Here is a 14,933-nt window from a genome sequence, read left to right on the forward strand (position 1 = left end):
CCGGAAAGGGGGGCCTTGTCAAAAGGAGGTGAATGGCGGCGCAGCGCCGCCATCCGGCGCCCCCGGGATGGGCGAAACCTTGCCAATGCGCCGGATCGGGCCGTGGCCGCCCAACAAAAAAGGGCGCCCGCATCGGGCACCCTGTCATCGCAATCCGCCTGGCGCGCGCCTTCGGGACTAGGGCATCATCACCGGCATCTGCATCAGTTCGACGCCGATGGCCGCGCCGCCGAGCAAACCCATCAGGATCGCCGCGGGAATCACCAGCTGCTCCCAGCTCAGGTCGATCAGCAGCTCGAGGCTGCGGGCGCTTTTTCCGATCATCTGCATCTTGGGCCTCTGGCGTTTTAATCCGGGACACAAGAGAGTTATCGGCGGAATGTGGCCGGAATTGGGCAAGGGTCGGGCCGGAACGCGGCCCCTGCCCCAGGGATCAGCAGCGCAGATCGTTGGTCAGCCCGAAGGCCATCAGCGACAGCACCAGCGCCAGCCCCACCAGCATCAGCACCCGCATCACCCCGTCCGGCGGCGGTTTGCCCGCGACCCATTCCCAGGCGTGGAACACCAGATGCCCGCCATCCAGCACCGGAATCGGGAACAGGTTCATCAGCCCCACCGCGGTGGACAGCACCGCGAGGAACCAGATGAAATCGGCAAAGCCCGCGCTCGCTGCCGCGCCCGAGGTTTCGGCGATGCCGATCGGGCCGCGCAGGTTGCACGACGAGATTGCCCCGGTGATCATGTGCGACAGCGCCGAAAGCGAGGAGGTGACGACGAAGGACACCTGCCCCGCGCCCGCGCTGACCGCTTCGAGCGGACCGACGCTGCGGGTGACGGGTTCGAAGAAGAAGCCGCCGCCGATGCCGATCAGGTAGCGCGTCTCGAATCCGCCCGTCCGCAGCGGCAGGTCGGTGCGTTTGGGGGTCAGCGTCACCTCGAACTCTGCCTCGCCGTCGCGCCAGACCCGCAGGTCCAGCGGGCTGCCGCCTGCCGTCTTCACGATCCCCTGCAGCTCGGCAAAGCTGCGCACCGGGGCGCCGTTGATCGCCAGGATCACATCGCCCTCGCGCAGGCCCGCGGCCATCGCCGCGCTATCGGGGGTGACGGCGTTGATGCGGGCGGGATAGACCGCCGGCCCCTCGACCGTGGTCTCGGCCCCGGCCCGCGCCACCAGATACTGCATCCGCTCCAGCGCCGGGAATTCGTCGGCCACGTCCTGCACTGCCGGATAGTCCGGGGTCGGGCGGCCTTCGATGGCGCGGATCTCGTCCCCGGTTTCCAGCTCGCCGATGCCGCCGGGCAGCGCATAGGTGCTGCCGATGCTGGGCGTGTTGGTGGCAACGCCCGAGAACATGAAGATCCCGGCAAAGAGGGCAATCGACAGGATGAAGTTGAACACCGGCCCCGCCGCCACCGTCGCGGCTCGCGCCCAGAGCGGCGCGCCATGCATGGTGTGGCGCTTTTCCGTGGGGGTCAGATGCGACATCGTCTCTTCATCTGCCCCGGCCGAGGCGGCGTTGGCATCGCCGAGGAACTTGACATAGCCCCCCAGCGGCAGCGCCGCCACCTGCCAGCGGGTGCCGCGCCGGTCCACCCAGGAATACAGCACCGGCCCGAAGCCGATGCTGAACACCTCGGCATGGATCCCGGACCAGCGGCCGATGATGTAATGGCCGTATTCATGCACCGCGACGATCACCGACAGCGCGATGACAAAGGCAGCAAGGGTGTAAAGAAGGTTTCCAAACGACGGAAGAAGGCTCAGAATATCCACAGGGTCTGCCTCAAATACGCGCCGAGGCGATCACCGCCTCCGCCAGTCGCCGCGCTTCGCGGTCTGCTTGCCGCAGGTTATCAAGGCTGATCGTGGCAATTCCAAGCCCCGTTTGGGCTGACATTCGCGCGAGGACATCTTCCACCACGCCCGCCATTCCCGGGAAAGACAGCTGCCCGGCGATGAAGGCGTCCAGCGCCGCCTCTTTCGCGGCATTGAACGCCGCGCCCGCCAACCCGCGGATCGCCATCACCTCGCGCGCAAGGGTCAGCGCGGGGTAGCGGGCCGGGTCCGGCGCGGCAAAGCTCAGCCGGCCGATCTGCGCAAGGTCGAGCCGCGCCACCGGCAGGTGGGCGCGGTCGGGCCAGTTCAGCGCGTAGCCGATGGCGTGGCGCATGTCAGGCGCGCCCAGATGCGCCATCAGCGCGCCGTCGCGGAAGCCGACCAGCGCATGCACCAGCGATTCGGGGTGGACCAGCACCTCGATCAATTCGGGGGCGACATTGAAATATTCCCGCGTTTCAATGACTTCCAGCGCCTTGTTGAACATCGACGCGCTGTCGATGGTGATGCGCTGGCCCATCGCCCAGTTCGGATGGGTCGACGCCTCGGCCACGCTCGCCTGCGCCAGCCGCTCCAGCGGCCAGTCGCGGAAGGCGCCGCCGCTGGCGGTGATGATGATCCGCTCCACCGCGGCGATCTCCTCGCCTGCCAGCGCCTGGAACACCGCCGAATGCTCGCTGTCCACCGGCAGGATCCGCGCGCCATGGGCGGCGGCTGTTTCCATCAACAAGGGACCGGCGGTGACAAGGCTCTCCTTGTTGGCCAGCGCCAGTGTGCGCCCATGTCGCAGCGCGGCAAGGCCGGGCGCAAGGCCCGCGAAGCCGACAATCGCGCTCATCACCCAATCGGCAGGCCGGTCCGCCGCCTCGACCAGCGCCGCCTCGCCTGCCGCCGCCTCGACGCCGGAGCCGGCGAGTGCCTCCCGCAGCGCGGGCAGACAGGTGGGATCGGCGGTCACGGCAACCTCGGCCCGCAGCGCGCGGGCCATCTCGGCGAGCCGCGCCACATTGCGGGCGCCGGTCAGCGCGACGGTGTGGAAGGCCGCCGGCCCGCCCGCGCGCATCACCAGATCGAAGGTCGATTCGCCGATGGAGCCGGTGGCCCCGAAGATCGAGATGGAACGAGGGGCTGCCGTCATGTCAGAACCGCACCACCGGGACATCCACCACCTGCGCCACCAGCAGCATCAGCAGCGCCGCGCCCAGAAGCCCGTCGAACCGGTCCAGCAATCCGCCATGCCCCGGAATCAGGCGCGAGCTGTCCTTGACCCCCGCCCGCCGCTTGATCGCGCTTTCGGCAATGTCGCCCATCTGCGCGGCCAATGCCAGCGCGGCGGAAATCCAGGGCAGGTCCGGCCCCGCGGTCGTGAACTGGCCGAAGGCAAGGCCCACCAGCGCCGCCCCGATCCAGCCCGCCACCGTGCCCGACCAGGTTTTCTTCGGGCTGATCCGCGGCCAGAATTTCGGCCCGCCAAAGGCCTTGCCGGCGAAATACCCGGCGATGTCTGTAACCACCACCACCGCGACCAGCCAGGCCAGCCACAGCACGCCATGATCGGCGCGGAAGGACACCAGGCCATAGGCCGCCTGCAACACCGCCAGCGAATAGAGCACGAACAGCAACCGGTCCCGCATCGGTACCAGCGGCGAGGCCAGCGCGGGCAAGAGCAGCAGCAGCCCGCCCCAGCCCCAGCCCCAATAGCCGACACCGCCGCCCTGCCCCGGCCAGACCTGCGCCAGCACCAGCGCGGCCAGAAGGCCACCGCCCGCCAGCAACCCCAGCCCACGCGCCGGCATCGCTCTGCCAGGAGGCGCGGCCAGCATCGCCGCCAGCTCCCACACCATAAGCCCGGCGGCGACGATCGCCAGCCCGGCGAACCACCAGCCGCCGGCCCAGATCAGCACCAGCCCGCCGCCTGCCATGACAAGGCCCGAGATCAGCCGCGGGCCAAGATCGGCCCACCGCGCCGCGCGGCTCGGCGTCGGCTTCGGATCGCTGTCGGTCATCTGGTCATGTCCTCCCTGCCCGGCCTGTCGCCGGGCGCGGTTGCGCCCCGTTGGCAGACTTGCCCGGCTTACCCGCCCGGCCCGCCGCTGCGCAATCCCCGAAGGCCGCGCGCGGCTGCGACTATCCGGTCAGCACGCCGCCAAAGCGCCGCTCGCGCGTGCCGAAGCGCCCGACGATTTCCCCCAGCACGTCCGGGGTGAAATCCGGCCACAGCACCGGGGTGAATTCGTATTCGGCATAGGCCGCCTGCCAAGGCAGGAAGTTCGAGGTCCGCGTCTCGCCCGAGGTGCGGACCACCAGATCCGGGTCGGGAAAGCCCGCGGTATCGAGCCGCGCCGTCAGCGCCGCCTCATCGGCGGCCTCGGGCGCCAGCACGCCAGAGGCCACATCCTCGCACATCCGCCGCGCGGCGCGCAGCAGCTCGTCGCGCCCGCCATAGTTGATCGCCACGGTGAAGTTCACGCGGGAATTGCCGGCGGTGCGCGCCTCGATCCCCGCCATCAGCTTTTGCAGCTTGGGGTCCAGCCGCTCGCGCGCGCCGATGAAGCGCAGCCGCACGCCCTCGGCCGACATCGCATCGGCCTCGCGTTCGATATAGCGCGCGAAAATGCCCATCAGGCCAAGCACTTCCTCGGTGGAGCGCTTCCAGTTCTCGGTGGAAAAGGCATAGACCGTCAACCAGTCGATCCCAAGGTCCGGGCAGGCGCGGACGATCTCCTTGACCCGTTCCGCCCCCTTGCGATGGCCGACCAGCCGCGGCCAGCCGCGATTGGTGGCCCACCGGCCGTTGCCATCCATGATGATGGCCACATGCGCGGGCCCGCATCCCGATGGTGCCTTGTCTTTCACGTCCTTGGCGGCCATCGGGCCTAGTCCTCGCTAGGGTTGAGAAGGGATCGGCACGGCGGCTGCCGCAGCCTAGACCTGCATGATCTCGGCCTGCTTGGAATCGAGCGCGCTGTCCACCGCGGCGATGGCCTTGTCGGTCAGCGCCTGAACCTCGGCGGACCAGAACTTCTGGTCATCCTCGCTCATGCCATCGGCCTTGGCCTTCTTGATCTGGTCCATGCCGTCGCGGCGCACGTTGCGCACGGCGACGCGGGCATGTTCGGCATATTGCGCGGCGACCCGGGTCAGGTCGCGGCGGCGCTCCTCGTTCAGTTCGGGGATCGGCAGCATGATGATGGTGCCATTGGTCTGCGGGTTGATGCCGAGCCCGCTTTCGCGGATCGCCTTTTCAACCTTGTTGACCATGCCCTTGTCCCAGATGTTGATCGTGACCATCCGCGGTTCGGGCACGTTCACGGTGCCAAGCTGGTTGATCGGCGTCATCTGGCCGTAGGCATCGACCTGGATCGGCTCGACCAGCGAGGCCGAGGCGCGGCCGGTGCGCAGCGAGGAGAATTCTGTGCGCAGCGAGGCCATGGCCCCTTCCATGCGGCGGTTGAGGTCGTCCATGTCGATCTCGATATCGTCGGCCATGTGTCGTGTTTCCCGTCAGTTTGCCTTGGACGCCGCTATAACCGAGCCGATTGCCGAAAGATAGGGCATCATCCTTTCACAAGCGTATACGTGCCCCGGCCCGCAAGGATGCCGAGGAAGCCGCCCGGCTCGTCGAGCGAGAACACGATGATCGGCAGGTTGTTGTCCCGCGCCAGCGCGATGGCCGAGGCATCCATGACCCCCAGATGCTTTTGCAACACCTCGTCATAGCTGACCTTGTCATAGCGCTTGGCATCGGCGTGTTTCTTGGGATCCTTGTCATAGACCCCGTCGACCTTGGTGCCCTTGAAGATCGCCTGGCAGGTCATCTCGTTGGCGCGCAGCGTGGCGGCGGTATCGGTGGTGAAATAGGGGTTGCCGGTGCCCGCGGCAAAGATCACGACGCGGCCCTTCTCGAGGTGGCGCACGGCGCGGCGGCGGATGTAGGGCTCGCAGACCTGATCCATCGGGATCGCCGAGATCACGCGGGTGTGGATGTCCAGCGCCTCCAGCGCCGATTGCATCGCCAGCGCGTTCATCACCGTCGCCAGCATCCCCATGTAATCGGCCGTCGTCCGCTCCATCCCCTGCGCCGAGCCTGCCAGCCCGCGGAAGATATTGCCGCCGCCGATCACCATGCAGATCTCGACCCCGAGGTCATGGACCGACTTCACCTCTTGGGCGATGCGCGCCACGGTCGGCGGGTGCAGACCGTAGCCCTGATCGCCCATCAGCGCCTCGCCGGAGATTTTCAGCAGCACACGCTTGTAGCTGACCTGCGGTTCGTCCGCCGCCTGTTGCATCATGGTCATCTCTGTCGCCTCGCTTGCCGCTGTCCTGATCGCCGGGCAAGATGCGCCAAATCGTCCCGGGGTTCAACGGGGCACGCGGGAGAAATGCTGCATTGCGGCATATCTGCACGTGGAAGTTGCATGAGGGAGGGGCGGTAGTACATTGGAATTGCTGAAGGATCTCCCGTCCGACATGCCGGTGGTGATCGCCGGGCCCACCGCAAGCGGAAAATCCGCGCTCGCGCTGCAGATCGCCGAACGGCAGGGCGGCGTCATCGTCAATGCCGATGCGCTGCAGGTCTGGGGCTGCTGGCGGGTGCTGACGGCGCGGCCGTGCGCCGAGGAGGAAGCCCGGGCGCCGCATCTCCTCTATGGCCATCTGCCCCGCGGGGCGGAGTATTCCGTGGGCCACTGGCTGCGCGAGGTGGCTGGCGTGCTGGCGGGGGCCGAGCGGCCGATCATCGTCGGCGGCACCGGGCTGTACCTGACCGCGCTGACCGAGGGGCTGGCCGAGATCCCTGCGGTGCCGGCAGAGGTGCGCGCCGAAGCGGATGCCCGGATCGTGGCCGGCAGAGTGGCCGCGATGCTGGCGGAACTGGACGACGCCACCCGCGCCCGGATCGACGTGCAGAACCCCGCCCGCATCCAGCGTGCCTGGGAGGTGCAGCGCGCCACCGGCCAGGGCCTCGCGGCGTGGCAGGCCGCGACCGGCCCCGCCCTGCTGCCCCCCGCCAGCGCCCGGCTGCTGGTGCTGGAGGCCGGGCGCGACTGGCTGGCGGAGCGGATCGACCGGCGGTTCCGGGCGATGCTGGAGGCAGGCGCGCTGGAGGAGGCGCGGGCGGTGCTGCCGGACTGGGCGCCCGCAGCGCCCTGGGCCAGGGCCATCGGAGCGCCGGAGCTGATCGCGCATCTGCGGGGGGAGATGGGGCTCGAGGATGCCGTGACCGCGGCGCAGGCCTCGAGCCGGCAATATGCCAAGCGGCAGCGGACATGGTTCCGGGCGCGGATGCGCGGATGGGAGACGGTGGCGGCTGGCTGAAGAAGCGGGGGCCTTCTGCCCCACATGAAACCAAGAGGCGGGGGGCCTTCTGCCCCCCGCGCCCCCCGAGGATATTTGGAAAAGGCAAAGGGGAAGGCGGGGTTTCGCTGGCGTTGCCGATTGGTCACGGCGCGGGGCGCTTGCCGAATCGGTTGCATTCGGGCTTGGTTTCTTGCAGCGCGCTGCCCTAGAATCGGTGTCGAGTAGCGGTGCGGTGAAAACCGGCACCTGGCCCGACCGGAAGGATCCCCTGCCCCGTGAAACTGTTTTCCGGCCCCCCGCTTTCGCAATTCGCTGCCCCGGTCCCGCCGGAGCGGGCGGATATCCGGCTGGTGCCGATCCCGCGGCTGGCGGCCGGCGGGCGCTGGCGGGTCGAGGCGATGCGCAGCTATTCCGAACCCCTGCTGCTGTGGTTCACCCGCGGCCAGGGCCGGATCACCGTCGCCGGTGTCACCCGCGGCTATGGCGCGCATAATGCCGTCTTCATTCCGGCGGGCGTGATGCATGGCTTCGAGATCGGCCATCAGGTGCATGGCACCGCGCTGTTCTTCGGGCGCGAGAGTGGGCTGGACCTGCCGCGCACCCCCCAGCATCTGCGCATCCGCGACGCGATTCCGCAGGGCGAGCTGTCCGGGATCCTCGACGCCGTGCAGCGCGAGATGGACAGCACGAAGCCCGGCCATGAACGGGCGGCGCGGCATCACCTCGGCCTCGTCGGGGTCTGGCTGGAGCGGCAGCTGGCCGAGGCGGCGGCCGATCCGGCCATCGCCGCCGCGCCCCGCCCGGATGCCGCGCGCAAGCTGGCCAACCGCTATACCGCGCTGCTGGAGCGCAAGTACCGCTCTGGCGCCAATGTCGGCGAGTTGGCGGCCGAACTGGGCGTCACCGCCACCCATCTGACGCGGGTGTGCAACCGCACCTGCGGGCGCACCGCCCATGCACTTCTGGCCGACCGCAAGATGCACGAGGCCCGCCGCCTGCTGGCCGAGACCAAGCTGCCGGTGCAGGACGTGTCGGCCAGCCTCGGCTTTGCCTCGCCGGCCTATTTCACCCGCGCCTTCCAGGGCAGCACCGGCAAGACGCCGAGCGATTTCCGACGCCAGAACTGACTGCATGACTGACCGCCCCCATGCGCGGGCCGCGAGGCCCTTGCCGTGGGGGCAGGCCGATTTAACGCCGCCCTTGGGGTTGACCCGAGGGCATCGGTCCGTTTTGTTGCGCGGCATGTCGTTTTCAAGCGCCAACCCGTCGAAACCAGGCGTTGACGCATTGTTACAATCCGTGCGGAATGTGGGGGTGAGACTTCGCCCGCTCCGCCGGCCGGCGCCGAAGTGCAACGTCACCAGACCGCGCGGCCGGACAAGAATAATACGGACCTCGTTCCATCTCACAGGGAGTTTAAATACATGACCAAGCATCAGATCTTCGGCAAGCGGCTGCATCCGGCGGTGACGCTTTACGCAGAGGAATGCAAGGCGGGGCTGATGAGCCGCCGCGAGTTCCTGACCCGCGCCTCGGCGCTGGGGGCGACGAGCGCGGCGGCCTATGGCCTCTTGGGGATGAAGGCGCCGGCGATGGCGCAAGAGACCCCGGTGGCCGGCGGCACCCTGCGGATGGACATGGAGACCAAGGCGCTGAAGGACCCGCGGACCTATGACTGGTCGCAGCTGGCGAACTTCACCCGCGGCTGGTTGGAATACCTGGTCGAGTACCAGGTCGACGGCACATTCCGCGGCATGCTGCTGGAAAGCTGGGAGGTGAATGACGACGCCACCGAATACACGCTGAAGGTGCGCCCCAATGCCACCTGGAGCAATGGCGACGCCTTCACCGCCGAAGACGTGGCCCATAACATCATCCGCTGGACCGATGGCACGGTCGAGGGCAACTCGATGGCCGGCCGGATGTCGGCGCTGGCCGACGAGACCACCAAGATGGTGCGCGAGGGCGCGATCACCGTGGTCGATGACATGACCGTCAAGCTGACGCTCTCGACCCCCGACATCGCCGTCATCGCCAACTTCGCCGACTATCCGGCGCTGGTGGTCCACCAGTCCTATGACAATGGCGACCCGTCGGTGAACCCGATCGGCACTGGCCCCTATCTGCCCGAGACAAACGAGGTCGGCGTCCGGCAGGTGCTGGTGAAGAACGAGGACCATACTTGGTGGGGCACCGAGGTCTATGGCGGGCCCTACCTCGACCGCATCGAATATGTCGATTACGGCACCGACCCCTCGGCGCTGATCGCGGCCGCCGAGGCCGAAGAGATCGACATGACCTACCAGACCGTGTCGGAATTCGTGGAAATCTTCGACGGGCTCGGCTGGACCAAGTCCGAGGCGATCACCGCGGCGACGCTGGCGGTACGCTTCAACCAGGACAACGCGCCCTATGACAACCGCGATGTCCGCAAGGCGCTGCAGATGGCCGTGGACAATGCGGTCGTGCTGGAACTGGGCTATTCGGGCCTCGGCACCGTGGCGGAAAACCACCATGTCTGCCCGATCCACCCGGAATATGCCGAACTGCCGCCCGTCGTGGCCGACCCTGCCGGTGCCAAGGCGCTGCTGGAAACCGCCGGCCATGCCGATACGGAATTCGAGCTGATCTCGATCGACGATGCCTGGCAGGCGGCGACCTGCGATGCGGTGGCGGCGCAGATCCGCGATGCCGGCATCAACATCAAGCGCACGATCCTGCCGGGCGCGACTTTCTGGAACGACTGGACCAAGTATCCGTTCTCGGCGACCGAATGGAACATGCGCCCGTTGGGTGTGCAGGTTCTGCAATCGGCCTACAAGTCGGGCGTGGCCTGGAACGAGAGCGCTTTCAGCAACGCCGAATTCGATGCCGAACTCGACAAGGCGATGGCGATTGCCGACGCGGATGCACGGCGCGAGTCGATGGCCAAGCTGCAGCAGATCATGCAGGACGAGGGCGTGCTGATCCAACCCTACTGGCGCTCGCTCTACCGCCACATGACCGAACGGGTGAAGGGCGCCGACATGCACCCGACCTTCGAGCATCACCACTACAAGTGGTGGATGACCGAGGCGTGATCGGCGCAAGGCCCTGAAGCCATGGGGGAAGGCGTCCGCCGCCTTCCCCTCTTTTTAAGCAAGAACCGGGAAGGCGTCCGCCGCCTTCCCCCTTTGCCACTCCCCACCCTGCCGCATCGGCGCGCGGGGTCCGAAGGGACAGCCGGATGCTCAACTTCCTCCTCAGGCGGATCCTTACGATGGTGGCGACGGCGCTCGTCCTCACCTTCGTGGTGTTCTGGCTGACCAACCTGCCGCCCAACCTTGAAAAGCTGGCGAAATCCGAGGGCAATGCCCGGATGACCGATGCCGAGGTGACAAGCTGGCTCGACCGCAATGGCCATGCGCAGCCGCTGCTCAAGCGCTATGGCGAATGGCTGGGCGTGGCGCCGGGCTGGACGGATGAGCGCGATGGCGTGACCAGCGGCCGCTGCATCGCGCGGGGCACGTTGCCCGAGGACAACCCGGCATTTTGCGGGGTGCTGCAGGGCTATTGGGGGCAATCCACGGTGTTCAAGGCCCCGGTGTCCGAGATCATCGCCACAAGGTTGGGGCTGACCGGGATCCTGATGTTCTGGGTGATGGTGCTGATGGTGCCCTCGGCGCTGCTGATCGGCATCCTGGCCGGCATGCGCGAGGGATCGCGGCTCGACCGCGTACTGTCCACCGCCTCGATCACCACCACGGCGACGCCCGAATATGTCTCGGGCGTGATCCTGATCGTGGTGTTCTCGTCCTCCATGGTCGGGCTGAAATGGTTCAAGGGCACCGCCACAAGCGCCATGGACGGCATCACCTTCGAGAATTTCTTCCTGCCGGTGCTGACCATCGCGCTTTACGGCATGGGCTATATCGCCCGCATGACCCGCGCCAGCATGTCCGAGGTGATGACGGCGCAATATATCCGCACCGCCCGGCTGAAGGGCGCCAGCTTTGGCCGCGTGGTGGTGCGCCATGCGCTGCGCAACGCGCTGATCGCGCCGTTCACCGTGATCATGCTGCAGTTTCCCTGGCTGCTGAACGGGGTGGTGATCGTGGAGACCCTGTTCAACTTCAAGGGCTTCGGCTGGACGCTGGTGCAGGCGGCCGGCAACAATGACATCCAGTTGCTGCTGGGATGCTCGGTGGTCGCGGTGGTGGTGGTGCTGGTGACGCAGGCGATGTCCGATGTGGGCTATGTGCTGCTGAACCCGCGGATCCGGGTGTCATGATGGAAGAACTTGGCTGGGCCGCAATCTTCTCTCGCCTCGCGCTGCAATTCTGGCCGGTCTGGCTGGCGCTGCTGGCCGTCTTCGCGCTGTCGCTGCACTACCGGCGCCGCACCGGGCTCTATGGCCGGCTGTTCGACAGCCCCCTCGGGATGGTCGGCTTCGGGCTGGTGATGTTCTGGGTGTTCACTGCGCTCTTTGCCGATCTGGTGCTGACCTTCGATCCGCTGGGGCAGATCGCGCAGATGAAGAACAAGGTGCCGGGCACGATCACGCCCGATGGCGGCGTCTATCTGCTGGGCGGCGACAACCTTGGCCGCGACGTGTTCAGCCGCATGGTCATGGGCGCGCGCCGGGTGCTGGCGATCGCGCCCGCCGCCACGGTCTTTGCCTTCATGGTCGGGGTCACGCTCGGCCTGCCCGCGGGCTATCGCGGCGGGCGGCTGGATGCGGGGCTGTCCTTCATCGCCAACCTGGTGCTCGCCTTCCCGGTGATCTTGCTGTTCTACCTGCTGGTCACGCCCGAGATCCGCACCACCGGCCTGCCGGTCGCCCTCGCGGCGGTGCTGTTCCTGTTCCCGGTGGTGTTCTTCACCATGCTCTGGAACAGCCGCTTCTTCACCCACCCCGCCAAGCGCAACCTCTATGTCGGGGTCACGCTGGTGCTTGGCCTCTGGGCCTGGTCGGGGCTTGCCTTCAACGCCGACCCGCTTGGTGTGTGGAGCATGGAGCCGAACATGCTCAACGTCTTCGTCTCGGTCGTGTTCGTGAACGCGCCCACCGTGTTCCGCATCGTCCGCGGGCTGGTGATGGACATCAAGACGCGGGACTATGTGGCGGCGGCGCAGACCCGCGGCGAGGGCCCCTGGTACATCATGCTGTGGGAGATCCTGCCCAATGCCCGCGGGCCGCTGATCGTCGATTTCTGCCTGCGCATCGGCTACACCACCATCCTTCTGGGCACGCTCGGCTTCTTCGGCCTCGGCGTCAGCCCCGAAAGCCCGGACTGGGGATCGACCATCAATGACGGGCGACGCCTGCTGACCATCGCGCCCCATCCCGCCATCGTCCCGGCGCTGGCGCTGCTGAGCCTGGTGCTGGGGCTGAACCTGCTGGCCGACGCGCTGCGCGAGGAAAGCCTGAAGGATTGATGACATGACCGACGCGCAAACCCCCATCCTCGAGATCGAGAACCTGTCGATCAGCTTCTTCACCCGTTCGCGCGAGATCCCGGCGGTGATGGATTTCTCCTGCAAGGTGATGCCGGGCGAGGCGATGGGGCTGGTGGGCGAGTCCGGCTGCGGCAAGTCCACCGTGGCGCTTGGCGTGATGCGCGACCTTGGCCGCAATGGCCGCATCACCGGCGGCAGCATCCGCTTCAAGGGCCGCGATATCACCACGATGGGCGAGCGCGAGCTGCGGGGCCTGCGCGGGCGCGAGATCGCGATGATCTATCAGGAACCGATGGCGAGCCTGAACCCCGCCATGAAGGTCGGTGCGCAGCTGGCCGAGGTGCCGCTGATCCATGAGAAGATCGGCAAGGCGGAAGCCTGGGCCCGCGCCCGCGCCATCATCGAGGATGTGCGCCTGCCCGACCCGGACCGCATCTTGCAGGCCTGGCCGCACCAGCTGTCGGGCGGCCAGCAGCAGCGCATCGTGATCGCCATGGCGCTGATGTCGCGCCCGTCGCTGCTGATCCTCGACGAACCGACCACCGCGCTCGATGTCACGGTCGAGGCGGGGATCGTCGATCTGGTCCGCGATCTGGCCGAAAAGCACGGCACATCCATGCTGTTCATCAGCCACAACCTCGGGCTGGTGATGGATGTCTGCGACCGGCTCTGCGTGATGTACTCGGGCGAGGCGGTGGAGACGGGCGACGTGGTCGAGGTCTTTTCCGAGATGCGCCACCCCTACACGCAGGCCCTGTTCCGCTCCATTCCCCTGCCCGGCGCCGACAAATCCGCGCGGCCGCTGGTGGCGATCCCGGGCAACTTCCCGCTGCCGCATGAACGCCCGCCGGGCTGCAATTTCGGCCCGCGCTGCGATTACTTCGTGGCAGGCCGCTGCGACGCACAAGAGATCCCGATGCTGCCCGCCGGCGGCGCCCCCCGCCACAACAGCCGCTGCATCCGCGTCGATGAAATCGACTGGGACGCGCCCCCCGCCCTCGCCGCCACCGCCGAGCCGGTGCCGCCGGGCGAGGTGGTGATCGAGGCCTCGGACCTGCGCAAATACTATGAGACCGCACCGGGCATGTTCGGCGGCGGCACCGCGAAGATCGTCAAGGCGAATGAGCAGATCGACTTCTCCGCCCGCGCCGGGGAAACGCTGGCCATCGTCGGAGAATCCGGCTGCGGCAAGTCCACCCTCGCCAAGGTGCTGATGGGGCTGGAGGTTGCCAGCGCCGGCACCGTCACCCTCAACGGCGACCAGATCCAGCAGTTGCCGGTGGAAAAGCGCGGGCCCGCGCTGATCTCCAGCCTGCAGATGGTATTCCAGAACCCGTTCGACACGCTGAACCCGTCGATGAGCATCGGTGCCCAGATCATCCGCGCGCTGGAGATCTTCCAGATCGGCAGCAGCGCCGCCGACCGGCACGACCGGATGCTGAAGCTGCTCGACCTCGTGAAGCTGCCGCGCGAATTCGCCACCCGCAAGCCGCGCCAGCTGTCGGGCGGGCAAAAGCAGCGCGTCGGCATCGCCCGCGCCTTTGCCGGCGAGGCGAAGGTGGTGGTCGCCGATGAACCCGTCTCGGCGCTGGATGTGTCGGTGCAGGCGGCGGTGACCGACCTCTTGATGGAGATCCAGCGCAAGAACCGCACCACGCTGCTGTTCATCAGCCACGACCTTGGCATCGTGCGCTATCTCAGCGACCGGGTGCTGGTGATGTATCTGGGCCATGTGGTCGAGATCGGCACCACGGCGGAAGTGTTCTCCCCGCCCTTCCACCCCTATACCGAGGCGCTGCTGTCTGCCGTGCCCGTCGCCGATCCGCGGGTCACCCGCAAGCGCATCGTGCTGCAGGGCGATATCCCCAGCGCGATGAACCCGCCGCCGGGCTGCCCGTTCCAGACCCGCTGCCGCTGGAAACCGCTGGTGCCCGGGAACCTGTGCGAGACGGTCGTGCCAGAGCTGCGCCCCATCGCCGGCGGCCACCGCGTCAAGTGCCACCTGACCGACGCGCAGTTGGCCACGATGGAGCCGGTGATCGAGGTTGCGGCGGAATAACCCGCCTCCCCTTCAGACCGCGACCGCCTCGATCGCGATCGAGCGTTTCTTCAGCTCGGAATACATCGCCGGCAGCACCCGCGGCTTGTTCACCGCATTGCGCAGCGCGTCGCCCAGTTGCGTCTCGCCCGCCTTGCCCTGCACCCGCCAGACCAGCCGCCGCTTGACGCCATCGTCATAGACGATCTCGAAGCCGCCCATGCGGCCCTTGCGGATGCCAAGGAAATCGAAGCCCCCACAGGAGCTGTGGAACGTGGATAGGGTTGCCATTGTGCTCTGCCTCTTCATGCCCCGATT

At 67.5% G+C, this 14,933-nt stretch carries 14 protein-coding genes; 6 read left to right on the plus strand and 8 right to left on the minus strand.

Annotation, left to right across the window (positions count from 1 at the left end):
• Window positions 1–177: 177 nt before the first annotated feature.
• The 7 genes from GVY41_RS04565 to pyrH all read right to left on the minus strand — a co-directional run bounded on the left by GVY41_RS04565 (window position 178) and on the right by pyrH (window position 6,132).
• Complete coding sequence (locus tag GVY41_RS04565; protein ID WP_161343271.1) at window positions 178–330, minus strand: hypothetical protein; 153 nt, start codon at window positions 328–330, stop codon at window positions 178–180.
• 103 nt (window positions 331–433) lie between these two features.
• The gene (rseP, locus tag GVY41_RS04570; RefSeq protein ID WP_161343269.1) at window positions 434–1,774 is read right to left on the minus strand and encodes an RIP metalloprotease RseP; all 1,341 of its coding nucleotides are present in this window, start codon (window positions 1,772–1,774) and stop codon (window positions 434–436) included.
• A gap of 10 nt (window positions 1,775–1,784) precedes the next feature.
• The gene (dxr, locus tag GVY41_RS04575) at window positions 1,785–2,975 is read right to left on the minus strand and encodes a 1-deoxy-D-xylulose-5-phosphate reductoisomerase (protein WP_161343267.1); all 1,191 of its coding nucleotides are present in this window, start codon (window positions 2,973–2,975) and stop codon (window positions 1,785–1,787) included.
• Between the two features lies 1 nt (window position 2,976).
• A complete protein-coding gene (locus GVY41_RS04580) occupies window positions 2,977–3,843 on the minus strand; it encodes a phosphatidate cytidylyltransferase (protein WP_161343265.1) in 867 nt (288 codons plus the stop codon).
• A gap of 121 nt (window positions 3,844–3,964) precedes the next feature.
• A complete protein-coding gene (gene uppS / locus GVY41_RS04585; protein ID WP_161343263.1) occupies window positions 3,965–4,708 on the minus strand; it encodes a polyprenyl diphosphate synthase in 744 nt (247 codons plus the stop codon).
• Window positions 4,709–4,762: 54 nt separating this feature from the next.
• Window positions 4,763–5,326 (minus strand): ribosome recycling factor, encoded by a 564-nt coding sequence (gene frr, locus GVY41_RS04590; protein ID WP_161343261.1) that lies wholly within the window; start codon window positions 5,324–5,326, stop codon window positions 4,763–4,765.
• 68 nt (window positions 5,327–5,394) lie between these two features.
• Window positions 5,395–6,132, minus strand: a complete 738-nt coding sequence (gene pyrH / locus GVY41_RS04595; protein ID WP_373283255.1) for a UMP kinase — start codon at window positions 6,130–6,132, stop codon at window positions 5,395–5,397.
• A gap of 178 nt (window positions 6,133–6,310) precedes the next feature.
• Here pyrH and miaA point away from each other — a divergent pair, with 178 nt between their 5' ends.
• From miaA to GVY41_RS04625, 6 genes are all read left to right on the plus strand, one after another.
• A complete protein-coding gene (gene miaA / locus GVY41_RS04600) occupies window positions 6,311–7,156 on the plus strand; it encodes a tRNA (adenosine(37)-N6)-dimethylallyltransferase MiaA (protein ID WP_161343259.1) in 846 nt (281 codons plus the stop codon).
• A gap of 257 nt (window positions 7,157–7,413) precedes the next feature.
• Window positions 7,414–8,265 carry a helix-turn-helix domain-containing protein gene (locus GVY41_RS04605; protein WP_229725934.1) on the plus strand — a complete coding sequence of 284 codons (852 nt, stop codon included), beginning with the start codon at window positions 7,414–7,416 and terminating at the stop codon, window positions 8,263–8,265.
• A gap of 297 nt (window positions 8,266–8,562) precedes the next feature.
• A complete protein-coding gene (locus GVY41_RS04610) occupies window positions 8,563–10,218 on the plus strand; it encodes an ABC transporter substrate-binding protein (protein WP_170301111.1) in 1,656 nt (551 codons plus the stop codon).
• 146 nt (window positions 10,219–10,364) lie between these two features.
• Window positions 10,365–11,408, plus strand: coding sequence for an ABC transporter permease (locus GVY41_RS04615; protein WP_161343257.1), 1,044 nt, complete (start codon window positions 10,365–10,367; stop codon window positions 11,406–11,408).
• The gene (locus GVY41_RS04620) at window positions 11,408–12,556 is read left to right on the plus strand and encodes an ABC transporter permease (protein WP_161343999.1); all 1,149 of its coding nucleotides are present in this window, start codon (window positions 11,408–11,410) and stop codon (window positions 12,554–12,556) included. The genes GVY41_RS04615 and GVY41_RS04620 overlap by 1 nt, the downstream gene beginning before the upstream one ends.
• 4 nt (window positions 12,557–12,560) lie before the next feature.
• Entirely contained in the window at window positions 12,561–14,636 is a 2,076-nt protein-coding gene (locus GVY41_RS04625; RefSeq protein ID WP_161343255.1) for a dipeptide ABC transporter ATP-binding protein, read from the plus strand.
• Window positions 14,637–14,648: 12 nt separating this feature from the next.
• On the opposite strand, the gene GVY41_RS04630 is transcribed toward GVY41_RS04625, so the two are convergent.
• The gene (locus GVY41_RS04630) at window positions 14,649–14,906 is read right to left on the minus strand and encodes a hypothetical protein (RefSeq protein ID WP_161343253.1); all 258 of its coding nucleotides are present in this window, start codon (window positions 14,904–14,906) and stop codon (window positions 14,649–14,651) included.
• Window positions 14,907–14,933 lie beyond the last annotated feature (27 nt).

It is taken from the genome of Frigidibacter albus, from assembly GCF_009908165.1.
Classification (GTDB): Bacteria; Pseudomonadota; Alphaproteobacteria; order Rhodobacterales; family Rhodobacteraceae; genus Frigidibacter; species Frigidibacter albus.

Bases quoted from the DNA above. Each gene is read 5' to 3' on its own strand.
- GVY41_RS04565 (WP_161343271.1), bottom strand. From the start codon at position 330: ATGCAGATGATCGGAAAAAGCGCCCGCAGCCTCGAGCTGCTGATCGAC.
- dxr (WP_161343267.1), bottom strand. From the start codon at position 2,975: ATGACGGCAGCCCCTCGTTCCATCTCGATCTTCGGGGCCACCGGCTCC.
- GVY41_RS04580 (WP_161343265.1), bottom strand. From the start codon at position 3,843: ATGACCGACAGCGATCCGAAGCCGACGCCGAGCCGCGCGGCGCGGTGG.
- uppS (WP_161343263.1), bottom strand. From the start codon at position 4,708: ATGGCCGCCAAGGACGTGAAAGACAAGGCACCATCGGGATGCGGGCCC.
- frr (WP_161343261.1), bottom strand. From the start codon at position 5,326: ATGGCCGACGATATCGAGATCGACATGGACGACCTCAACCGCCGCATG.
- pyrH (WP_373283255.1), bottom strand. From the start codon at position 6,132: ATGATGCAACAGGCGGCGGACGAACCGCAGGTCAGCTACAAGCGTGTG.
- miaA (WP_161343259.1), top strand. From the start codon at position 6,311: ATGCCGGTGGTGATCGCCGGGCCCACCGCAAGCGGAAAATCCGCGCTC.
- GVY41_RS04610 (WP_170301111.1), top strand. From the start codon at position 8,563: ATGACCAAGCATCAGATCTTCGGCAAGCGGCTGCATCCGGCGGTGACG.
- GVY41_RS04615 (WP_161343257.1), top strand. From the start codon at position 10,365: ATGCTCAACTTCCTCCTCAGGCGGATCCTTACGATGGTGGCGACGGCG.
- GVY41_RS04620 (WP_161343999.1), top strand. From the start codon at position 11,408: ATGGAAGAACTTGGCTGGGCCGCAATCTTCTCTCGCCTCGCGCTGCAA.
- GVY41_RS04625 (WP_161343255.1), top strand. From the start codon at position 12,561: ATGACCGACGCGCAAACCCCCATCCTCGAGATCGAGAACCTGTCGATC.
- GVY41_RS04630 (WP_161343253.1), bottom strand. From the start codon at position 14,906: ATGGCAACCCTATCCACGTTCCACAGCTCCTGTGGGGGCTTCGATTTC.